This window comes from Elioraea tepidiphila DSM 17972 (genome assembly GCF_000378465.1).
GTDB classification, from domain to species: domain Bacteria; phylum Pseudomonadota; class Alphaproteobacteria; order Acetobacterales; family Acetobacteraceae; genus Elioraea; species Elioraea tepidiphila.
Genome location: NZ_KB899926.1, coordinates 43,046 through 65,295, shown reverse-complemented (window position 1 = coordinate 65,295; position 22,250 = coordinate 43,046). Strand labels below are relative to the sequence as shown.

Sequence of the window (22,250 nt, the reverse complement as noted above, 5' to 3'; positions counted from 1 at the left end):
CGAAATACACGCCTGCCACGCCCCCGCAACGGGCCGGCCGCCGAAACCGGCCGCTTCGCGCCGATGGCACGCGGCTTGCTGCGCGGCCCATGATGACGGCGCCCGGCCGCGGACGCCGCAGCCAACACCAACGGGAGACGACCATGATCGGACGCCGCAGTCTGCTCGCGACCGCCGCCGCGGTGGCGGCGATGCCGGGCCCGCTCGCCGCGCAGACGCGCACCCGCGACGTGCGGGTCGGGTTCAGCCAGGACGCCCTCACCCTCGATCCGGCCAACCACCGCAACCGCGAGACCCAGACCATCATCCGCAACATCCATGACGGGCTGCTCACGCGCGACCCGGCCATGAAGGTCGTGCCCGAGATCGCCGAGTCCTGGCGCGCCGTGGACGCCAAGACCTACGAGTTCCGCATCCGTTCGGGCATCCGCTTCCACTCGGGTGATCCGCTCACCGCCGAGGACATCGCCTTCACCTTCAACCGGCTGGTGAAGGACAACGCGATGGGCGGGCAGACCAGCCCGCGCAAGAGCCTGCTCGGTCCGCTCCAGGACACGGTGGTGGTGGACGAGCGCACCGTGCGCATGATGCTGGGCGAGCCCTGGCCGATCCTCGGCGCGATGCTGCCCTTCCAGGAGGTGGTGAACCGCCGCCAGGTCGAGCGCGTCGGCCAGGAGGGGATGCAGACCCGCCCCGACGGCTGCGGCCCCTTCAAGCTCGCCGAGTGGCGCCGCGGCGAGGCGATCATCATGGAGCGCTTCGACGGCTATTACGGCGGCTCGCCCGACATCCCGCCCGTGGGCCCGGCGCAGGTGGACCGCGTGATCTTCCGCGTCATCCCCGAGAACAGCGCGCGCATCGCCGCCCTGCTCGCGGGCGAGGTGGACATCATCAACGAGCTGCCGCCCTCGGCGATGCGCCAGGTGGAGGCGAGCCCGAACGCCGACGTCGCCAAGGTGAACGGCACGCGCACCTTCTTCGTCGCGCTGAACAACGCGAAGGCGCCGTTCACCGATGTGCGCGTGCGCCGCGCGCTCAACCACGCGCTCGACAAGAACGCCATCATCAGCCGCATCCTCAACAACACCGCGACCCCGCTGCGCGGCGTGATGAGCCCGGATGCCTTCGGCTTCAACGCCGATCTGCCCGAGTACCGGCACGATCTCGCCCGTGCCCGCGCGCTGCTCGCCGAGGCCGGCGTGGCCGAGGGCACGGAACTCGTGATCGACTGCGTGGCCGCGTTCAAGGAGGTGGCCGAGGCGATCGCCGCGCTGCTCTCGCGCACCGGCCTGCGCGTGCGCGCGCAGGTCTGGGAGGGCGCGGTGCTCGGCCCGATGTGGCAGAACCCCGAGCGCCGGCGCGAGCGCGACATGTATCTCACCTCCTGGGGCAACGGCGCGCTCGATCCGTCCGACATCATGGTGCCCACGCTTCGCACCGGGGGGCGCGGCAACTCGGCCGGCTTCTCGAACGCCGAGGTGGACCGGCTGCTCGACGCGGCCGAGACCGAGCCCGATCAGGGCAAGCGCGCGGAGATGTACCAGCGCGCCCAGGCGATCGTGACGGATCAGGCGCCGTGGATCTTCCTCTGGCTGCCGCAGGATCTCTACGGCGTCTCCAGGCGCATCGCCGGCTGGAAGCCGCAGGCCGACAGCCGCATCAACCTGCACCGCGTGCGCATCGCCGCCTGACATGACCGCCACGAGGCTGGCCGAGCGGCTGGCCCAGCTCCTGCCGGTGCTGTTCGGCGTCAGCCTGATCGTCTTCCTGATGATCACGCTGACGCCGGGCGATCCGGTGGAGATCATGCTCGCCGACCAGCGCGCGACCGACGAACAGGCCGCCGCGCTGCGCCGCGATCTCGGCCTCGACCGGCCGCTGGTCGAGCGCTTCCTGGTGTTCCTCGGCAATGCCGTGCGCGGCGATTTCGGCATCTCGTTCTTCCACCGCCGCCCGGTGTGGGACGTGATCGCGGAACGCCTGCCGGCGACGATCGAGCTGACGCTCGTGGCGCTGATCGTCGCGATCCTGGTCGCGATCCCGCTCGGCGTGATGGCCGCGGTGAAGCGGGACTCCTGGATCGACCGCGCGCTCTCGGCCGCCTCGCTGTTCGGCGTCTCGCTGCCCGGGTTCTGGTTCGGCATCCTGCTGATCCTGCTGTTCGCGGTCGAGTTCCGCCTGCTGCCCGTGGGCGGGCGGATCGGCTTCGCCCACGAGGTGCCGCGCGAAACGGGCTTCCTGCTGATCGACACGCTGCTGGCCGGCGACCTCTCGGCCTTCGGCAACGCCATCGCGCATCTGGTCCTGCCCGCGATCACGCTCGGCCTGCCGACCGCGGCGCTGCTCGCGCGCGTGGTGCGCAGCGCCATGGCCGAGGTGCTCGCCTCGGACTACGTGCTGTTCGCCGAGGCGAAGGGGCTGACGCGCCGGCGCGTGCTGCTGCGCCACGCGCTCAAGAACGCGCTGATCCCGGCGGTCACGGTCACCGCGATCGAGACCGGCTCGCTGCTCGGCGGCAACATGATCGTCGAGACCGTGTTCGGATGGCCCGGCCTCGGCCGCCTCGTGGTCGAGAGCATCTTCGCGCGCAACTACCCGCTCGTGCAGGCGGCCGTGCTGCTCTACGCGGTGACCTACGTGCTGCTGAACTTCATCGCCGACCTGCTCTACACCGCGCTCAACCCGAAGGTGCGGCTGTGAGCGCGCTCGCGATCGAGGAGCGGCCGCTCTCGCCGCTGCGGCTGGGGCTGATCCGCTTCGCGGCCAACAAGACCGCGCTCGGCTCGGCCGCCGTCATCCTGGCCTTCATCGTGATCGCGCTCGCGGCCCCCCTGATCGCGCCGCACGACCCCGCCGAGGCGGACCTGTTCCGCCGCCTCCAGCCGCCTGCCTGGGCCGAGGGCGGCGAGTGGGGCTTCCTGCTCGGCTGCGACGGGCTCGGCCGCGACATCCTCTCGCGCCTGATCTGGGGCGCGCGCGTCTCGCTGCTGGTCGCCGGGCTGGTGATCGCGATCGCCGCCGCGATCGGCACGCTCGCGGGGCTCGCGGCGGGCTATCTGCGCGGCTGGACCGACACGCTGATCTCGCGCCTGGTCGATACGCTGCTCGGCTTCCCCTATCTCGTCTTCGCGATCGGGCTGATGGCGATGATGGGGCCGGGGCTGCACAACATCGTCCTCGCGCTGGTCTACAAGGAGTGGGTGTTCACCTGCCGCGTGGTGCGCGGCGAGACGCTGGCCGCGCGCGAGCAGGACTACGTGGAGGCCGCGCGCGCGGTCGGCTGCCGGCCCGCGCGCATCATGCTGCGCGAGATCCTGCCCAACGTGCTCTCGCCCGTGCTGGTCGTCGCCACCTTCCGCATGGCCTACGTGATCATCATGGAGGCCTCGCTGTCGTTCCTGGGGCTCGGCGTGCAGCCGCCGACGCCGTCCTGGGGCTCGATGGTGGCGGACGGGCGCGACTTCCTGGTGGACGCCTGGTGGGTCTCGACCGTGCCGGGCCTCGCGATCCTGGCGCTCGTGCTGTCGATCAACCTCGCGAGCCAGGGGCTGCGCGACGCCTTCGATCCCAGGCTGCACACGTCATGACGGCGCTGCTGTCGGTGCGCGGCCTGCGCACGGTGTTCCCCACACGGCGCGGCCCGCTCGCCGCCTGCGACGGGGTCGATCTCGAGATCGCGCCGGGCGAGGCGCTCGGCGTGGTCGGCGAGTCGGGCTCGGGCAAAAGCGTGACGTTCCTCTCGGTGCTCGGTCTCGTCCGTCCGCCCGGCCGGATCGAGGCGGGCGAGATCCTGTTCGACGGCACCGACCTCGCGCGCCTGCCACCCTCGTCGCTGCGCGCGCTGCGTGGCCGGGCGATGGCGCTCGCGATGCAGGATGCGCTCTCGGCGCTCAATCCGGCCTTCACCATCGGCACGCAGATCGTCGAGACCATCCTGACGCACGGGCTCGCGCGATCCGAGGCCGAGGCGCGCGAGCAGGCGATCGCCCTCTTGCGCCGCGTCGGCATTCCTTCGCCGGAGCGGCGGCTCGCCGACTATCCGCACCAGTTCTCGGGCGGGATGCGCCAGCGCGCGATGATCGCGATCGCGCTCGCCGGCCAGCCGCGCCTCCTCGTCGCCGACGAGCCGACCACCGCGCTCGACGTCACGATCCGCGCCCAGGTGCTCGACCTGATCGACGAGCTGCGCGAGGAGACCGGGCTCGCGGTCGCGATGATCACGCATGATCTCGGCGTGGTCGCGGAACGCTGCGCGCGCGTGATGGTGATGTATGCCGGGCAGGTGGTGGAGACCGGGCCCACGGCGGAGGTGATCGCGTCGCCGCGCCACCCCTACACGCGCGGGCTGATGGCGAGCCTGCCCTCGCTCGAGGACCCGGACCGGACGCTGCACGCGATCCCCGGCCAGGTGCCCGATCTCGCGCGCGTCGATGCCGGCTGCCGCTTCCGCAACCGCTGCCCGCTCGCGATCGAGGCCTGCGCCCAGCCGGTCGCGCTGCGCGAGGTGGCGCCGGGCCGCGCCTCGCGCTGCCTGCGCGCCGAGGAGGTGACATGACCGCACTGGTCGAGGCGCGCGGGCTCGCCAAGGCCTATCCGCTCGCGCGCACGCTCGCCGCGCGCGTGATGCGCGCGCCACCGCCGACCGTGCGCGCGGTGAACGGGGTCGATCTCGACATCGCGCGCGGCGAGACGCTCGGCCTGATCGGCGAGTCCGGCTGCGGCAAGTCCACGCTCGGCCGGCTGCTGATCCGCCTGCATGACCCGACCGGCGGGACGATCCGCTTCGACGGCCAGGACATCACGGGCCTGCCCGAGGATGCGCTGCGTCCGCTGCGCCCGCGCATGCAGATCATCTTCCAGGACCCCTACGCCTCGCTCAACCCGCGCCGCACCGTGCGCGAGATCGTCGGCCTGCCGCTCAGGCTGCACGCGAACCTGCGCGGCGCCGAGGCCGAGACGCGCGTGGCACAGATGCTCGATCGCGTCGGGCTCGCTCGCGCGCACCTGGACCGCTACCCGCACCAGTTCTCGGGCGGGCAGCGCCAGCGCATCGGCATCGCCCGCGCGCTGATCCTCAAGCCCGAGTTCGTCGTCTGCGACGAGCCGGTCTCGGCGCTCGACGTCTCGGTGCAGGCGCAGGTGCTCGGGCTCTTGCGCGACCTGCGCGCCGAGATGGGGCTGACGCTGCTGTTCGTCAGCCACGATCTCGCGGTGGTGGCGCATCTCGCCCACCGCATCGCGGTGATGTATCTCGGCGCGATCGTCGAGGAGGGGCCGCGCGATGCCGTCACGCGCCGCCCCGCGCATCCCTACACGCGCGCGCTGCTCGCCGCCGTGCCCAGGCTCGACCAGCCGGGGGCCGCGCGCAAACGCCATGTCGGCGGCGACCTGCCCTCGCCCTTGAACCCGCCGCCCGGCTGTCCGTTCCACCCGCGCTGTCCCGAGGCGGGGCCGCGCTGCGCGCGCGAGGTGCCGCGCGCGATGCCGCTGGAGGCCGGGCATCGCGCCGCCTGCCATCTGCTCGACGGAGGGGTCGCGTGACGCCGCTGGTCGTGCTCGAGGGCGACGCCCACGCCCGCGGGCGCGGCCAGGCGCGCGCCTGCCCGGGGATGGCGGCCGCCGTGCGCGCGGCGATCCGCGATCGTCTCGCTGGCGCGCCGACCGGCACGCCCACCGCGCGCGCCTTCCTCGCCGCGCAGCGCGAGATCACCGCCCGTCTCGCGCCCGAGGCGCTGGCCGAGCTCGCCGGCATCGCCGAGGGGTTCGGGCTCGCGCCGGACGAGGTGTTCGTCTTCCTGCATCTCGGCTGCCTCGCCGATCTCGCCGCCCTGCCGGAGGACCGCGACGGCTGCACGGCCTTCGCGCGCGCGGGCGTGGTGGCGAAGAACCGCGACTTCCGCCCCGAGCACGCCGCACTCCAGCGCGTCTTCGCCCATCGCGATCCCGCCTGGGGCGGGCGCAGCGTGCTCTGCCTCGGCTCGCTCGGCGCGCCGGGGGCGTGGTCGTCGGGGATGAACAGCGACGGGCTGGCGCTTGCCGACACGCAGATCCCGACCGCCGAACACGGCCCGGGGCTGCTGCGCTACTTCCTGATGAACCGGCTGCTCGCGGACTGCGCCAGCGTCGCGCAGGCGCTCGACCTGATCCGCGCCCTGCCGCATGCCGGCGGCGGCAGTCTGGTGCTCGCCGACGCCGCCGGCGCGGCGGCCGCGGTCGAGCTCCGCCACGGCCGCGTGGAGATCGAGCAGGGCGCGTGCGTGGCGCGCACCAACCACTACACCGGCGCGCCGGACCGGCTCGACCCGGTCGGCCACTCGCGGGCGCGGCTCGCCACCCTGCGCGCGGCGCTCGCCGGCAGGGCGGATCCGCGCGCGATCCTCGCCCTGCACGCGCCCGAACCGCTCTGCCGCCACGAGGCGGACCCCTCGCCCACCCTCGCCGGCGCGGTGTACGACACGCCCCGCCGCACGGGCGCGATCGCCTTCGGCCCGCCCTGCACCACGCCCTGGCGGGTCTTCGCCCTGGGCGACCAGGGATGGCGCGAAACGCACGCCTAGGCGTAATCTCCGCGCAGGACGAGCGCGGAGACGGGGCCATGGCCTATGCCGACCTGCTGGGCGAGCACGAGAGCATCCGGGCCGTGCGCGCGCTGGTGGCGCGCATCGCCGAGAGCCCCGTGCGCCAGGTGCTGCTCTACGGCGAGACGGGCACCGGCAAGGGGCTGGTCGCGCGCATGATCCATCGGCTCTCGGCGCGCGCGAACCGCCCCTTCGTGGACGTGAACTGCGCCGCGATCCCGGCGACGCTGATGGAGTCCGAACTGTTCGGCCACGAGCGCGGCGCCTTCACCGGCGCGCAGGCGACCAAGCAGGGGCTGATCGAGGCCGCGCATGGCGGCACGCTGTTCCTCGACGAGATCCGCGAGATGGATCTCCAGCTGCAGGCGAAGCTCCTGACCCTGCTCGACACCCAGCAGTTCCGCCGGGTGGGCGCGGTGAAGTCGGCGACCGTGGATGTCCGCTTCGTCGCCTCCAGCAACCGCATCTTGCTCTCGGAGGTGAAGGCCGGCCGCTTCCGCGACGACCTCTACTGGCGGCTCCAGGTCGTGCCGGTGAACATCCCGCCCCTGCGCGCGCGCGGCGACGACGTGCTGCTGCTGGCCGAGGCGTTCCTGCGCCATCACGGCGCGCGCTGCGGGCGGGTGATCCGCGGGCTGGAGCCGCGTGTGGCCGAGATGTTCCGCCGCTACTCCTGGCCCGGCAATGTGCGCGAACTCGAGAACCTGATCGAGCGCATCGCCATCCTGGAGACCGACGAGCTCGTGCTGGTGAAGCACCTGCCGGACCGGATCGTCCGCGAGGTGGAGGGCCGGGCGCCGCCGGCGCTGTCGGCCGGCGAGGGTGCGGCGCTGCCGCTGCATCGCGGCTTCCACGCGGCGAGCGAGGACTACCAGCGGGCGCTGATCGCCGCGGCGCTGAAGGAGGCGGGCGGGCGGCATGGCCGCGCGGCGCAGCGGCTCAGGCTCTCGCGCCACGCGCTGCGCCACCAGATGCTGAAGCTCGGCATGGCGGAGGCCTCCGCGGCGTGACGTTTGGCACGCCGCGTGCAGTCCCGGCGTCACACCGCGAGGGAGACGCCGATGACCGAGGTCAGCATCCTGTGTCCGACGGGGCACCTGGGCTTCACGCCGCTGGAGAAGGACAGTTTCCTTGCCGGCTGCGAACTGAAGCCTGATTTCGTCATCGCCGATTCCGGCTCCTGCGACATCGGCCCCTATCCGCTCGGCGCCGACGGCCAGGCGAGCCCGGCCGCCTGGCAGCGCCACGACCTCGAGATCATGCTCACGGCCGCGCGCCGGCTGGGCGTGCCGATGATCGTCGGTTCCGCTTCCGACACCGGCACCGATCGTGGCGTCGAGCAGTTCGCCGCGCTGATCCGCGAGATCGCCGCTGAGCACGGGCTCGCGCCGTTCCGCATGGCGACCATCAAGTCCGAGCAGACGCGCGAGGCGATGACGGCGCGGCTGGCGGCCGGCGTGCCGATCACCGGGCTCGACGGACGGGCGGATGCCGACGCGGCGGTGCTCGCGCGCACCGACCGCATCGTCGCCGTGATGGGCGCGGAGCCGATCGCGGCGGCGCTGCGCGAGGGGGCCGAGGTGGTGATCGCCGGCCGCGCCTCGGACTGCGCGCTGTTCGCCGCCCCTCTGCTCAATGCGGGGATGAGCCCGGCCACCGCCTACTACGCCGGCAAGCTGATGGAGTGCGCCTCGTTCTGCTGCGAGCCCTTCATGGGCAAGGAGAGCATCCTCGGGCGCATCCGCGAGAACGACATCCGTGTGCGCGCGATGCATCCCGGCCAGCGCTGCACCCCGGCCTCGCTCGCGAGCCACGCCATGTACGAGCGGCGCGACCCGTTCCGCGAATACGTCGCCTCGGGCTACGTGGACATGAGCCACTGCCGCTACGAGCCGGTGGACGAGAAGACCACGCGCGCCTCGGGCGCGGTGTTCGTGCCCTCGGCGCAGCCGATGGTGAAGCTCGAAGGCGCGGGCAAGGTGGGCGAGCGTCGGCTCGCCGTGGTCGGCATCCGCGACCCCTACACGATCGAGAACATCGACAAGGCGATCGCCTGGGCGCGCGCGCGCCTCGCCGAGCGCTTCGGCGCGCCGGAGCAGGCGGGCTGGCAGGTCTTCTACCACGTCTATGGCCGCAACGGTGTGATGGGCGATCTCGAACCCACGCCGCCCGCGCGCGCGCACGAGCTCGGCATCGTCGTCGAGACGGTCTGCCAGGACGGCAAGCGCGGCGAGGAGATCTGCGCGCTCGCCGCCCGCAACCTGTTCTATGCGCGCCTTGCCGAAGTGAAGGGCACGGCGGGTGCCGCCGCGCTGATGGCCGACGAGGTGCTGGTCGGCAAGCCCGGCTACGAATGGACGCTGAACCACATCATCCCGGTGAAGGACCCCTCGGAGCTGTTCCGCACCGCGTTCCACACCGTCGATGGCTCCGCACGAAAGGCCGCCTGACATGATCCGCAACATGCCGACGCTGCGCGACCTCGCCAGCACGATCCGCAGCAAGAACGCCGGGGTCGATCACATCACCTTCGACCTGATCTTCCGCGACCGCGGCAACTTCGAGCGCGTGCGCGACTCGAAGGTGCTGACGCCGGAGAGTGTCGCCGCGCTCTACCGCATCCCGCGCGAGCGCATCACCGATTTCGTGGTGTTCGAGCCGGCCAACGCGATCAAGTTCACGATCAAGCGCAACCGGCCGTCCGGCTCGCCGGGCGAGCACGACGTGTTCGGCTCGCAGCAATACGCGCCGCTGTTCGGCATCGAGGTGCCCTGAATCGGGTTTCATCCCGCGAAACCTGATTTTCGTGGCCGGGATGAGACACTGCCCCTAGTCTCGCTGCGGTCGGGCGCTGCGGCCCGACCGCAGCGACGACGAGGGGGATCGTGCGGAGCGGGGCAGAACCGGCCGGAGGGGCGGACGACGGCGCGAACCGTCCCGACCTGCCGCCAGCGACCTTCGAGGAATCACGCCGGCTGATCGCCGCCGCTCAGCGCTTCATGCCGGGCGGCGTGTCGAGCAATTTCCGCATGGGCATGGTGCCGACGCCGCTCGTGTTCGAGCGCGCCGACGGACCCTACTTGTTCGATGCCGACGGCAACCGCCTGATCGACTACTACCTGGCGATGGGGCCGATGATCCTCGGCCATAACCCGGAGGTTGTCCGCCGCGCGGTGATCGCGCAGCTTGAGCGCGGCCTGCTCTATGGCGGGCAGAGCCGCATCGAGGCCGAGGCGGCGGAGCTGTTCTGCGCCATGGTGCCGTGCGCGGAGAAGCTGCGCTTCGCCGGCTCCGGTTCCGAGGCGGTGCAGGCGGCACTCCGGCTCGCGCGCGCGGCCACCGGCCGGCGCACCGTCATCAAGTTCGAGGGCCACTACCACGGCTGGTTCGACTCCGTGCTGGTGTCGGTCGCGCCAAGCGCCGACCGGGCCGGCGAGCGCGCGCATCCGAACCGCATCCCCGGGAGCGCCGGCCAGGACGAGACCGCCTGGGGCAGCGTCGAGGTGCTGTGCTGGAACGACCTCGCCGCGGTCGAGCAGCGCCTCGCCGCCGGCGATGTCGCCGCGGTCATCATGGAGCCGGCGATGTGCAACGCGGGCGCGATCCTGCCCGCGCCCGGCTATCTCGAAGGCGTGCGCGCGGCGTGTTCGCGCGCCGGCACGGTGCTGATCTTCGACGAGGTGATCACCGGCTTCCGCGTCGCCCCGGGCGGGGCGCAGCAGCGCCTCGGCGTCACTCCCGATCTCGCGACCTTCGGCAAGTGCGTCGCCAACGGCTTCCCGGTCGCGGCCGTCGCCGGCAAGGCGGCGCTGCTCGACCTGTTCGTCACCGGGGGCGCGGTGCATGGCGGCACCTACAACGCGCATCCCTCCAGCATGGCGGCGACGGTGGCGACCTTGCGCACGCTCGCCGACGGCAAGGTGATCACCGCGATCGAACCGCTGGGCCGGCGGCTGATGGACGGGATCCGGGCGATCCTCGCCGAGGCCGGCATCCCCGCCACCGTCACCGGCTTCCCGCAGATCTTCCACGTCGCCTTCGGGCTCACCGAACCGCCGCGCGACTACCGCGACCTGCTGCGCGTCGACAAGCCGCGCTACGTCCGCTTCTGCGGCGAACTGCTGAAGCACCGCGTGCGCGCGCTCGAACGCGGCGCGTGGTTCCTCTCCGCGACCCATGACAGCCTGGTGATCGAGGAGACGCTGGCGGCGGTCGCGGAGGCGGCACAGGCGGTCTGATGCGCATCGCGCTGGGCTCGATCTTCCAGGAGAGCAACACCTTCGTGCCGTTCCGCACGGGGATGCAGGGCTTTCTCGACCACTACGTCCTGCGCGGCGACGCGCTGCTCACCGGTTTCGGCGCGGCGCGCGTCGAGATTCCCGGCATGCTCGCGGTGCTGCGCGCGGCCGGCGCGACCCCGCTGCCGCTGCTCGCCGCCTATGCCGGCGCGGGCGGGCCGGTCGAACGCGCGGTGTTCGAGGAGCTGCTCGGCGACATGCTCGCGCGGCTGAAGGCGGCCCTGCCGGTCGACGGCGTGCTGCTCGCGCTGCACGGCGCGATGGCGCTGGAGGACGAGGAGGACCCCGAGAGCGAGATCATCGAGCGCGTGCGCGCGCTCGTTCCGCCCGGCACACCCATCGGCGTCTCCTTCGATCTGCACGCGCACGTGACACCGCGCCTGCTGCAGCCCGACGTGTTCGTCGTCGGCTATCGGCAATACCCGCATATCGACCTCTACGAGACGGGAGAGCGCACCGCGCGGCTGCTGCTCGACACGCTCGCGGGGCGACGCCGGCCGGTGATGGCGCTGGCGAAGCGGCCGATGATCATCAGCCCCGTGAACGGCCGCACGGCCGACGGTCCGCTCGCCGAGGTCGCGGCCGCGGCGCGGGCGATGGAGGACGCGGGTCCGGTGCTGCACGCCTCGCTGTTCCCGGTGCAGCCCTGGCTCGATTTCGAGGATCTCGGCTTCGCGGCCCTCGTCTGCGCCGACGGCGACAGGGCGGCGGCGGAGGCGGCGGCCGAGCGGCTCGCGGCTATGGCGTGGGACCGGCGCGAGCGCCTGCTGCCCGACCTCATCCCGGTCGAGGAGGCGATCCGCATCGGCCTGAGCGAGCCCGGCCTGACGGTGGTGAGCGACAGCGGCGATGCGCCGAGCGGTGGGGCGGGCGGCGACAACGTCGCGGTGCTGCGCGCGCTGATCGCGGCCGGCGCCGATCGCGCCGAGCGCCTGAGCTACCTCACGCTGGTCGATCCGCCGGCCGCGCGCGCGGCCGCCGCCGCCGGTCCGGGGGCCACCGTGCTGCTCAGCCTCGGCCATCACTTCTCGCGCAACGACGGCAGCCCGATGATGGTCTCTGGCCGCGTGCAGGCGCTGACCGACGGCGACTACGTGATGCGCGACGCGGGCGCGGAAGGCACGCGCGCGCATATGGGGCTCAGCGCGGTGATCGCGCTGGGGGCGATCCGCATCGCCATCCGCTCCGTGCCGGGGCTGGAATGGGATACCGGCATCTACCGCTCGGTCGGGCTCGATCCGCGCGACGCGGCGCTGGTGTTCGTGAAGTCGCCCTCGCATTTCCGCGCCTCCTATGCGCCGCTCGCCCAGCGCATCCTGGTCGCAGACACGCCGGGGCCGACCTGCACCAACATGCGCAAGGTGCCGTTCCGGCGCGTCCGCCGGCCGGTGCACCCGCTGGACCCGATCTGACATGCGGGCTCGACACGCGGCGGGCACGGCAGGACGATGCGCCACAACCGGGCGGGGAGGGAAATGATGCGTCTCGGTGTCCTCCACATCACGCAGGAGACGAACGACTTCAATCCCGTGCCCACGACGCTGCGCGATTTCGAGTCCTTCGGCATCTTCGAGGGCGCGGCGATCTTCGAGCAGCTCCGCGATGTCGGCTTCGTCGGCGGCTTCCTCGCCGCGGTCGAAGTGTCGGCGCACGCGATCGAACCGGTGCCGATCTTCCGCGCCCACTCGACCGCCGGCGGACGCATCGACCGTGAGTCGTTCGATTTCTTCGCGCGCAGGATCCGTGAGGGACTTGCCGCTGCCGGCCGGCTCGACGGGCTCGCGCTCCAGCTGCACGGCGCCTGCTCGGCCGAGGGCGAGGACGATGTGGAGGGCGCGCAACTGGCACTCTGCCGGGCGATTCTCGGCCCCGATGTGCCGATCGTGCTCTGCCTCGATCACCACGCCAATGTGACGCGGCGGATGGTCGCGGGCAGCACCGCGATCGTCGGCCATCGCACGCAGCCGCACGATCCGTTCGACACGGGGCGGATCGGCGCCGAGCTCCTGATCCGCATCTGCGCCGGCGAGGTGCGCCCGGTGATGGCCTGGCGCAAGATTCCGCTCATTTCGCATCAGGAGCAGTTCCTCACCCGCCAGCCGCCGATGAAGACTTGGTTCGACCATGCCCGCGCCGCCGAGGCCGATCCGCGCGTGCTGCACATCGCGCCCTTCCCGATGCAGCCCTGGCTCGATGTCGCGGAAGGCGGCTGGAGCACGGTGGTGGTCACCGACGGTGACCGCGCGCTCGCCGAGCGCCTCGCCGACCAGTCGGCCGAACTCGCCTGGTCGCTGCGCGATGCCTTCCAGGTGAAGGAGGCCGTGCCGGTGGACGAGGCGGTGCGCAGGGCCGACGCGGCGCCGAAGGGCGTGGTGGTGCTGAGCGACACCGGCGACACGGTGGCGGGCGGTGCGGCCGGCGACAGCAACCTGATCCTGGAGGCGATCCTGCGCCTCGGCATCGCGAGCCGCGCGCTGATCCCGATGATCGCGCCCAGGGCGGTGGCGCGGCTGATCGCGGCCGGCGAGGGCGCGACGGTGACGCTGCCGCTCGGCGGCGAGAGCGCGCCCGCCTTCTTCACGCCCCTGGAGGTGACCGGCACGGTGCGGCGGATCGGCGGCGGCATCGTCGAGGCCGACAACCCGCATCAGCGCGCGATCGACATGGGCCGCGTGGTGGTGTTCGAGACCGGGCCGGTGACGCTGCTGATCAGCGAGCTGCGCGGCGTCGGCGGCAACATGCCCGAGATCTATCGCCCCTTCGGCATCGAGCCGCGCGACTACAAGATGGCGGTGCTGAAGACCGCCTCGAACTTCCAGTGGTTCGCGCCGATCTCCTCGCAGGTGATCCGGTGCGACACGCGCGGGCCCGGGCAGTCCGACCTGTTCACCCTGCCCTGGCGTCGCCTGCCGCGGCCGATCCATCCGCTCGATCCGGTCGCGCACTGGCGGAACGTGGCCGTGCCCGCATGAGCACGGCCGCCTGACATCACGCAACAGAGGAGGCCACACCAAGATGAGTCGCCGCATGACCTTCCGTACCGGCCTCGCCACCTCGCTGGTGGCGGCCGCGTTCACCGTCTCGGTCGCCGCCGAGGCGTTCGCGCAGGACCTCCGCCCGGGGCGCATCCGCGTCGGCATGCTCGCCGACATCAACGACTTCGATCCGATGGCGTTCTCGACGGTGAACTTCCCCACCATCAAGAACCTCTACGACAGCCTGATCGAGTACACGCCCGAAGGCCGCGCCATCCCCAATCTCGCCGAGTCCTGGACGATCGCGCCGGACAACCGCTCGGTGACGCTGACGCTGCGCGCCGACGTGAAGTTCCACAGCGGCGCCCCGTTCGATGCCGAGGCGGTCTCGGCGACGCTGCGCAAGGCCAACGATCCGCGCGCGGGCAAGAACGTCTATCCGACCATGAGCATCGTCCAGGAGTGGGCGGTGGTCGATCCGCGCACGATCCGGATCACCTTCAGGAACCCCGCGCCGACGCGCCAGATCACGGACCTGCTGCAGTTCATCTCGGTGATCGATCCGGCGGCGATCGAGAACGTCTCGACCCGGCCGGTCGGCACCGGCCCCTACGTCCTTGCCGAACGCGCGGTCGGCCAGCGCGTGCGGCTGGAGGCGAACCGGTCGCACTGGCGCGCCAGCCAGCCGCTCTCGCCCGAGGTGGTGCTGACGGTGTTCGAGAACGATGCCGCGGCGACGGCAGCGCTCGAATCCGGCGCGGTCGATCTCGTCTACGGCACGACGGGGCGCAGCGCGGTGCGGCTGCGCGCCGCCGGCTACCAGGTGGTCGAGGGGCCGGGGCCGCTGGTGCAGGTGTTCCGCATCAACTCGACGCGCGGACCGTTCCGCAACCAGACCTTCCGCCAGGCCTTCAACCACCTGATCGACCGCGCCGGCATCCTGCGCGTGGGCTATGCCGGGCTCGGCGAGGTCACCGCCCTGCCCTGGGCGCCGGCGAGCCCGGCGCACGATCCCTCCTACGCCCAGCGCTACGCCTATGATCTCGACAAGGGGCGCGCGCTGATCCAGCGATCCGGCCTGCCGCAGGCCGAGATCAGCAACTGGAAGCTGCTGGTGAACGGCGGCGAAGAGGCGTCGGTGCGCATCAGCCAGATCGTCCAGGCCTCGCTCGCGCGCGTCGGCATCAACATCGAGCTCGACCTGAAGCAGGGCGCCGAGTTCATCGACGCGCTGCTGACCGGCAAGTTCGACGCCGTGTTCGGCGCGGTCGGCAATGTCCAGAAGTTCCCGACCCGGCTGACGACCAACAGCATCTACCGCACGGTGAACAACCCGATCCTGGGCGAGCCCAACCCGCATCCCGAGTATGTCGAGGCGATCCGGCGGGTCGATACGACGCTCGGCCCGGAGGACGCGGTGAAGGCGGCCTACGACAATCTCAACCGCGTGCTGGTCGAGACCGCCTTCGGCATCCCGACCAACTCCTACCCGATCGGGCTGATCGTCGCCTCGCCGCGCGTCGGCGGCTTCACGCTCGACATCGACAACATGCTCGTCGCGCGCACGCTGGGGTTCAAGCCCTGAGCCGAGGCGGGATGCCGCATGGATGAGCGCGCGGATGGCTGAGCCGGTTCTCTCCGTCCGCGCGCTCGAGGTGGCCTTCGTCGGCTCGGGCCGTCCCGTGCCGGCGGTGCGCGGCGTCGATCTCGAGGTGCATGCCAACGAGGTGCTGGGGATCGTCGGCGAGTCGGGCTCGGGCAAGAGCGTGACGTCGCTCGCGATCTCCGGCCTGCTGCCGCCGACCGCGCGCGTGCGGGGCTCGATCCGGCTCGGCGGCGTCGAGATCACCGAGGCCGACCACGAGACGCTCCGGCGCATGCGCGGCGTCGATGTCGGCATGGTGTTCCAGGACCCGACGACGACGCTCAATCCGGTCTTCACGATCGGCCGGCAGCTCACCGAGGGCCAGATCGCGCATGGCCGGCTGCGCGCCGATGCCGCGCGCACGCGGGCGATCGAGCTTCTGCGCGAGGTGGACATCCCCGACCCCGCCGGCCGCGTGATCCAGTATCCGCACCAGTTCTCGGGCGGGATGCGCCAGCGCGCGGTGATCGCGATGGCGATGGCGGGGCATCCGCGCCTGATCATCGCCGATGAGCCCACGACCGCGCTCGACGTCACGGTGCAGGCGCAGGTGCTGTCGCTGCTCGCCCGCCGCCAGGCCGAGACGGGGGCGGCGGTGATCCTGATCACGCACGATCTCGGCGTGATCGCCGAGATGGCGCACCGCGTGGCCGTGATGTATGGCGGGCGCATCGTCGAATCCGGCCCGGTCGAGCAGATCTTCGCCCGCCCGCGCCATCCCTACACGGTCGCGCTGCTCCGCAGCCTGCCGCGGCTCGATGGCGGCGCGGCGCGGCTCGAACCGATCCCGGGCCAGCCGCCCGCACCGGCCAATCTGCCGCCCGGCTGCGCGTTCCATCCGCGCTGCGCGGTCGCGCGCGACCGGGCCCGCTGCCGCGGCGAGGAGCCCGCACTGCGCGCCGCGGGACCCGCGCATCTGAGCGCCTGCCACTTCGCCGAGGAGGTGCCGGCGCCGTCGGCACCACGCGCGGGCGACGGCGCCGAGCCCGTGCGGCCCGCCGTGCGGCGCGACAGCGAACCGCTGCTCACGGTCGAGAACCTCCAGGTGCATTTCCCGATCAAGGCGGGCATCCTGCGCCGCCGCGTCGGCTGGCTGCGCGCCGTGGACGGCGTGAGCCTGACCGTGCACGAGGGCGAGACGGTCGGCCTCGTCGGCGAGTCCGGGTGCGGCAAGACGACCACCGGCCGCGCCGTCATGGGGCTGGTGAAGGCGACCGGCGGGCGCATCCGTTTCGCCGGCCGCGACATCACCTCGCTCGGGCGCGGTGCGATGCGCCAGGTGCGCCGGCACATGCAGTACGTGTTCCAGGACCCCTTCGCCTCGCTCAACCCGATCAAGAGCGCGGGCGAGATCGTGGCCGAGCCGCTGCGCATCCACGGGCTCTACGACGAGATGGGCGGGGTCGGCCGGATCGCGCGCCTGTTCGAGATGGTCGGGCTCTCGCCCAGCATGATGGGGCGCTTTCCGCACGAGTTCTCGGGCGGGCAGAAGCAGCGCATCGGCATCGCGCGCGCGCTCGCGCTGGAGCCGCGCCTCCTGATCCTCGACGAGCCGGTCGCCTCGCTCGACGTCTCGATCCAGGCGCAGATCATCAACCTGTTGCAGGACCTCCAGCGCGAACTCCGCCTCGCCTATCTGTTCATCGCGCATGACCTGTCGGTGGTCCGGCACATCTCCGACCGCGTCGCCGTGATGTATCTCGGGCGGATCGTCGAGGAGAGCGAGAAACAGGCGCTCTACGCCACGCCGGTGCACCCCTACACGCAGTCGCTGCTCTCGGCCGTGCCGGTGCCCGATCCGACGCTGCGCGGCGTGCGCCGGCGCATCGTGCTCGAGGGCGAGATCCCGAACCCGGCCTCGCCGCCCGCGGGCTGCACCTTCCATCCGCGCTGCTTCCGCGCGAGCGCGCGCTGCTCGGCCGAGGCGCCCGCGTTCCTGCCCTATCCGGGCCTGCCGACCCGCGCGGCCTGCCACCATGCCGGCCCGCTCGTGCCCGCGCCCGACGCGAAGCATCCGCAGGAGGTGGCGTGACGATGCGTCGGTCGCGCGAACTCGCCCGGCGCGTGGTCGCGCGCGGCGCCGCGCAGGTCAGCCTCGCCTGGCTCGCGACCCTGGTCGTGCTCGCGGTCCTGGCCCCCGTGCTGCCGATCGATCCGCTGGCGCAGGACCTGCTCGCCGAGCTCGAAGGCCCCTCGGCGGCGCACTGGTTCGGCACCGACGAGCTCGGCCGCGACATCATGGCGCGCGTGATCTACGGCGCGCGCACCTCGCTGATGACCGCGGCCGGGGCGGTCGCGATCGCCGGCGCGGTCGGCGTGCCGATCGGGCTGATGGCCGGGTTCTTCGGCGGCTGGCGCGATGCGGTGCTGATGCGGCTGATCGACGTGTTGCTGGCGCTGCCCGGCATCCTGCTGGCGATGGCGATCATCGCCGTGGTCGGCCGCAGCCAGGCGGCCGCGCTGCTCGCGGTCGGCATCACCGGCATCCCCTCCTTCGCGCGCATCACCCGCGCGCAGGTGCTGTCGTTGCGCAAGCGCGACTTCGTCGTCGCGGTCGAGGCGCTCGGCGGCTCTGCCGCCTACACCATGTTCCGCACCGTGCTGCCGAACTCCTGGAGCCCGATCCTGGTGCAGGTGGTCGTGCTGTCGTCGGTCGCGATCCTGCTGGAGGCGGCGCTCGCCTTCCTCGGCATCGGCATCCCGCCGCCCACGCCCTCCTGGGGCGAGATGCTGCGCACCGGCAAGACCTATCTCTACGAGGCGCCGACCTATGCCGTGCTGCCGGGACTCGTGCTCACGCTGACCATCCTGTCGCTCGACATGCTCGGCCGCGTGATGGCCTCGGTGCTGGAGGACCGCCACGAGATCGAGGAGCCCGCCGCCTTGCAGGGAGGCCGGCCGTGATCGGCTACATCCTCCGCCGGCTCGCGCAGCTCCTGCCGGTGCTGCTGCTCGCCTCGGTCGGCATCTGGGCGATGGTCTATGCGATCCCGGGCGGGCCGGTCGGGATGATCCTCGGCGAGAACGCGACGCCTGAGCAGATCGCCGCGCTGCGCGCCGAGCTCGGCCTCGACCGGCCGGTGATCGTGCAGTACTGGGCGTGGCTGACGAACGCGCTCGCGGGCGATCTCGGCGTCTCGCTGCATTCGCGCCAGCCCGTCGTCTCGTTGATCGGCGAGCGCCTGCCGGCGACCATCCAGCTCGGCCTGGCCGCCACCGTCGTCGGCCTGCTGATCGGCATCCCCGTCGCGGTGGCGAGCGCGCTGATGCCGGGCTCGTGGCTCGACCGCGCGCTCAGCGGCTGGAGCGCGCTCGCCCTCGGCGTGCCGACCTTCTGGCTCGGCATCCTGCTGATCCTGCTGTTCGCGGTGCATCTGCGCTGGCTCCCCTCGGCCTCGGGCTACGTGCCGTTCTGGGAGTCGCCGATCGAGATGCTGCGCAACATCCTGCTGCCGGCGCTCACGCTCGGCATCTATGTCTCGGGCATCTTCGCGCGCTTCCTGCGCGCCTCGCTGGTGGCGGAACTGCGCGCCGACTACGTGCGCACCGCGCGCTCGAAGGGCCTGCCCGAGCGCGACGTGGTCGGCCGGCACGTGATGCGCAACGCGATGCTGCCCTTCGTCACCATCGTCGGGCTGATGATGGCGAACTTCATCGGCGGCACGGTCGTCACCGAGGCGGTGTTCACCTATCCGGGCCTCGGCCGGCTGCTGATCACGGCGATCAGCACGCGCGACTATCCGCTGATCCAGGGCTGCATCCTGGTGATCCTGGTGATCTACATCCTCATCAACGTGATGGTCGATGTGCTCTACGCCTATATCGACCCGCGCATCGAATATGCCTGAGCGCGCGATGGACCGGATCAGCGACGCCCCGCCCGATCCGCCCGCGCGGCTGTTCGATCTCGCGGGCCGTGTCGCGCTGGTGACCGGCTCCTCGCGCGGGCTCGGCTGGGCGATCGCGCGCGCGCTCGCCGCGGCCGGCGCGCAGGTGGTGCTGAACGGGCGCGACGCGGCGGCGGTGGCCGCGTGCGAGTCGGCGCTGCGCGGCTGGGGCCTCTCGGCACAGGCGGCGCCCTTCGACGTGACCGATGCCGAGGCCGCGACCGAAGCGGTGCGTGCGATCGCCGCTCGGCACGGCCGGCTCGACATCCTGGTCAGCAATGCCGGCGGCGGCGTGCGCAAACCCGTGCTCGACCAGACGGATGCGGATTTCCGCGCCGTGGTCGAGTCGCATCTCGCCGCCGGGTTCCGGCTCGCGCGCGAGGCCGCGCGCGTGATGGTGCCCGCGGGCTACGGACGCATCCTGTTCATCTCCTCCATCAACGCCTTCATCGCCCGGCCGACCATGCCGGGCTACGCCGCCGCCAAGGCCGGACTGAACGGGCTGGTGCGCGCGCTCGCGGTCGAGCTCGCGCCGAGCGGGGTGACGGTGAACGCGATCGCCCCCGGCTACTTCCTCACCGCCGGCAACGAGGCGCTGCGCCGCAGCGATCCGGCGTTCCAGGCGCGCATCGCCGCGCGCACGCCGGCCGGCCGCTGGGGCCACCCCGACGAGCTCGGCGCGGCCGCGCTCTATCTCTGCTCGGCGGCCGCATCCTACACCACCGGCACGGTGCTCACCGTGGACGGTGCGATGACGGCGGCGATCTGAGCCATGAGCCTGGATGCCCGCTACGTCGTCAAGCCGGTGCGCAAGGCGCTGCAACTGCTCGAGGCGCTGGTGGGCGAGGGGCGGCCGCTGACCCTGTCGGAGCTCGCCGAGCGCACGGCGCTGCCCAAGACCACCGCGTTCCGCTACCTCTACACGCTGCGCTCGGCCGGGTTCGTCGTGCAGGCGGAGGGCAATGACGCCTATGCGGCCGGGCCGCGCCTTGCCGCGACCCCCGCGCCGGCCGCCGCGATCGAGGCGCTGCGCCAGGCCGCGCTGCCCGAGATGCAGCGGCTGCAACTCCGCTTCAACGAGACCGTCAATCTCGGCGTCGCCGACGGCGCGGAGGTGATCTACGTGGCGATGGTCGGCAGCACGCGCTCGCTCCGCATGGAGGCGGCGATCGGCGCGCGCGATCCGATCCACTCGACCAGCCTCGGCAAGGCGATGCTGGCGGCGCGCCCTGCGGCGGAACGGTTGGACGGGCTGCCGAAGCGGCTGGTGAAGCGCACGCCGCGCACGATCACGAGCCGCACGACCCTCGCCGAGGCGCTCGACGCGGTCGCGGCGCAGGGCTTCGCGCTCGATCTCGAGGAGAACGAGACCGGCGCGCATTGCGTCGCCGCGGCGATCCCGCTGCGCGGGCTCGCGGCCGCGCTGAGCGTCTCCGGGCCGGCCCAGCGCCTGCCGGTGGACCTGCTGCCCCGGATCGGCGCGGCGCTCGTGCAGGCCGTCGCGACGATCGCCGCGCGCTTCGAGGCCGCGCCGGGCCGATAGCGCAGGTCTCATACCCGGCGCATGAAGGTTTCACCTTCGTGCGCCGGGTATGAGGTTTCCTTTGGCGCGCAGCCGCCACACCAGCCCTGCGCGCGATCCCGGGCTGCCAACGGTCAAACCTTTGGCAGCCCCGTATCAGTGCCCGAGCGTGAGTTCGGCGCGCAGGAACGGCGCGACGCGCTCCTCGACCAGATCGACACCCAGGCCGGGCCGGTCGGGAATGGCGAGGCGGCCGTTGCGGACCTGCGTCTCGAGCGGCGCATCGACCAGCGCGAAATGCTCGGGCACGCGGAACGGATAGAGCTCCTGGATCAGGAAGTTCGGGATGCAGGCATCGAGCTGCAACGCCGCCGCCGTCGCGACCGGGCCGGCGCAGAGATGCGGCTGCACGCGCATGTTGTACATCTCGGCGATCGCGGCGATCTTCTTCGTTTCCATGATGCCGCCGACCGTGCCGATATCGGGCTGCACGATCGCCGCCGCGCGCAGTTCGAACAGGCGGCGGAAGCCGTAGCGGGTGTAGAGGCGCTCGCCCGCGGCGACCGGCACCTCCAGCCGGTCGGCGACCAGGCGCATCGCGTCCACGTCGAACGGATCGACCGGCTCCTCCAGGAAGAACAGGCGGAACTCCTCCAGCCGCTTGCCGAGCCGGATGATCGCGTCCGTGGTCAGCTCCGCGCTCATGTCCACCATGATGTCGATGTCCGGCCCCACGGCGTCGCGCACCGCGCGCACCCGCGCGACCGCCAGCTCCTCGAAGTCGCGGTCGAACTCGCGGCGCGAGACATGCGCGAACACGCCATGCGGATGGTCGCGGATCGGGGTCGCGAGCGGGTAGAACTTGATCGCGTCGTAGCCGGCCTTCAGGGGCCGTTCGACCGCGCGCGCGGTCTCGTCCGGCGTGACCGCGCGGAACGACCAGCCATTGGCGTAGCAGCGCACCTCCTTGCGGTAGCGCCCGCCCAGCAGCTCATAGACGGGCACGCCGAGCGCGCGGCCCTTGATGTCCCAGAGGGCTGTTTCGACCGCGCTGATGGCGGCGAAGATGATCGGCCCGCCGCCCTTGGCCCAGAACGTGTGGTCGTACATGTCGCTCCAGATCGGCTCGATCTCGAACGGATCGCGGCCGAGAACGATCGTGCGGAGCAGCTCCTCCAGCACGCCGGCCGCGCCCGAGGCGCCGACGCCGTAGGCGAGCGCGGCCTCGCCGAGGCCCGAGATCCCCTCGTCGGTCCAGAGACGCAGGATCAGCGGGCGTCGCCCGTCGATGCCGGCAAGGTAGATCTGCGCGCGGGTGATCTTCATGCGGGTCCTTCGCGGTCGT

General features: G+C 72.1%; 19 protein-coding genes. 18 read left to right on the top strand and 1 reads right to left on the bottom strand.

Features of this window, described 5'->3' with window-relative positions:
* Positions 1 to 143 precede the first annotated feature (143 nt).
* The 18 genes from F563_RS0113740 to F563_RS0113655 all read left to right on the top strand — a co-directional run bounded on the left by F563_RS0113740 (position 144) and on the right by F563_RS0113655 (position 20,926).
* Positions 144 to 1,691, top strand: a complete 1,548-nt coding sequence (locus F563_RS0113740) for an ABC transporter substrate-binding protein (RefSeq protein ID WP_019015258.1) — start codon at positions 144 to 146, stop codon at positions 1,689 to 1,691.
* Between the two features lies 1 nt (position 1,692).
* A complete protein-coding gene (locus F563_RS0113735) occupies positions 1,693 to 2,700 on the top strand; it encodes an ABC transporter permease (protein WP_019015257.1) in 1,008 nt (335 codons plus the stop codon).
* Positions 2,697 to 3,587 carry an ABC transporter permease gene (locus tag F563_RS0113730; RefSeq protein ID WP_019015256.1) on the top strand — a complete coding sequence of 297 codons (891 nt, stop codon included), beginning with the start codon at positions 2,697 to 2,699 and terminating at the stop codon, positions 3,585 to 3,587. Before F563_RS0113735 ends, F563_RS0113730 begins: the two co-directional genes overlap by 4 nt.
* Positions 3,584 to 4,555, top strand: coding sequence for an ABC transporter ATP-binding protein (locus tag F563_RS0113725; protein ID WP_019015255.1), 972 nt, complete (start codon positions 3,584 to 3,586; stop codon positions 4,553 to 4,555). Before F563_RS0113730 ends, F563_RS0113725 begins: the two co-directional genes overlap by 4 nt.
* A complete protein-coding gene (locus F563_RS0113720) occupies positions 4,552 to 5,541 on the top strand; it encodes an ABC transporter ATP-binding protein (protein WP_019015254.1) in 990 nt (329 codons plus the stop codon). The genes F563_RS0113725 and F563_RS0113720 overlap by 4 nt, the downstream gene beginning before the upstream one ends.
* Positions 5,538 to 6,557: a C45 family autoproteolytic acyltransferase/hydrolase gene (locus F563_RS0113715; RefSeq protein ID WP_019015253.1), complete on the top strand. Its 1,020-nt coding sequence runs from the start codon at positions 5,538 to 5,540 to the stop codon at positions 6,555 to 6,557. Before F563_RS0113720 ends, F563_RS0113715 begins: the two co-directional genes overlap by 4 nt.
* 38 nt (positions 6,558 to 6,595) lie before the next feature.
* Positions 6,596 to 7,588, top strand: coding sequence for a sigma-54 interaction domain-containing protein (locus tag F563_RS0113710; RefSeq protein WP_019015252.1), 993 nt, complete (start codon positions 6,596 to 6,598; stop codon positions 7,586 to 7,588).
* Between the two features lie 51 nt (positions 7,589 to 7,639).
* Positions 7,640 to 9,028, top strand: a complete 1,389-nt coding sequence (locus F563_RS0113705; RefSeq protein ID WP_019015251.1) for an acyclic terpene utilization AtuA family protein — start codon at positions 7,640 to 7,642, stop codon at positions 9,026 to 9,028.
* A 13-nt stretch (positions 9,029 to 9,041) separates the two neighbouring features.
* Positions 9,042 to 9,353: a DUF4387 domain-containing protein gene (locus tag F563_RS0113700; protein WP_026299582.1), complete on the top strand. Its 312-nt coding sequence runs from the start codon at positions 9,042 to 9,044 to the stop codon at positions 9,351 to 9,353.
* 110 nt (positions 9,354 to 9,463) lie between these two features.
* Positions 9,464 to 10,816 (top strand): aspartate aminotransferase family protein, encoded by a 1,353-nt coding sequence (locus tag F563_RS0113695; RefSeq protein WP_019015249.1) that lies wholly within the window; start codon positions 9,464 to 9,466, stop codon positions 10,814 to 10,816.
* A complete protein-coding gene (locus tag F563_RS0113690; protein ID WP_019015248.1) occupies positions 10,816 to 12,288 on the top strand; it encodes a M81 family metallopeptidase in 1,473 nt (490 codons plus the stop codon). Before F563_RS0113695 ends, F563_RS0113690 begins: the two co-directional genes overlap by 1 nt.
* A gap of 66 nt (positions 12,289 to 12,354) precedes the next feature.
* Positions 12,355 to 13,848: a M81 family metallopeptidase gene (locus F563_RS0113685; RefSeq protein WP_156825184.1), complete on the top strand. Its 1,494-nt coding sequence runs from the start codon at positions 12,355 to 12,357 to the stop codon at positions 13,846 to 13,848.
* Positions 13,849 to 13,903: 55 nt separating this feature from the next.
* Positions 13,904 to 15,436 (top strand): ABC transporter substrate-binding protein, encoded by a 1,533-nt coding sequence (locus F563_RS0113680; protein ID WP_019015246.1) that lies wholly within the window; start codon positions 13,904 to 13,906, stop codon positions 15,434 to 15,436.
* Positions 15,437 to 15,470: 34 nt separating this feature from the next.
* Positions 15,471 to 17,528, top strand: a complete 2,058-nt coding sequence (locus F563_RS0113675) for an ABC transporter ATP-binding protein (protein ID WP_051089393.1) — start codon at positions 15,471 to 15,473, stop codon at positions 17,526 to 17,528.
* A 2-nt stretch (positions 17,529 to 17,530) separates the two neighbouring features.
* Complete coding sequence (locus F563_RS0113670; protein ID WP_035575274.1) at positions 17,531 to 18,400, top strand: ABC transporter permease; 870 nt, start codon at positions 17,531 to 17,533, stop codon at positions 18,398 to 18,400.
* Entirely contained in the window at positions 18,397 to 19,344 is a 948-nt protein-coding gene (locus F563_RS0113665) for an ABC transporter permease (RefSeq protein WP_019015243.1), read from the top strand. The genes F563_RS0113670 and F563_RS0113665 overlap by 4 nt, the downstream gene beginning before the upstream one ends.
* Positions 19,337 to 20,152, top strand: a complete 816-nt coding sequence (locus F563_RS0113660) for an SDR family NAD(P)-dependent oxidoreductase (RefSeq protein WP_245557136.1) — start codon at positions 19,337 to 19,339, stop codon at positions 20,150 to 20,152. The genes F563_RS0113665 and F563_RS0113660 overlap by 8 nt, the downstream gene beginning before the upstream one ends.
* 3 nt (positions 20,153 to 20,155) lie before the next feature.
* Positions 20,156 to 20,926: an IclR family transcriptional regulator gene (locus F563_RS0113655; RefSeq protein ID WP_019015241.1), complete on the top strand. Its 771-nt coding sequence runs from the start codon at positions 20,156 to 20,158 to the stop codon at positions 20,924 to 20,926.
* Positions 20,927 to 21,061: 135 nt separating this feature from the next.
* Here the strand turns inward: F563_RS0113655 and F563_RS0113650 are convergent, their stop codons facing one another.
* A complete protein-coding gene (locus F563_RS0113650; protein WP_019015240.1) occupies positions 21,062 to 22,231 on the bottom strand; it encodes a mandelate racemase/muconate lactonizing enzyme family protein in 1,170 nt (389 codons plus the stop codon).
* Between the last annotated feature and the right edge of the window lie 19 nt (positions 22,232 to 22,250).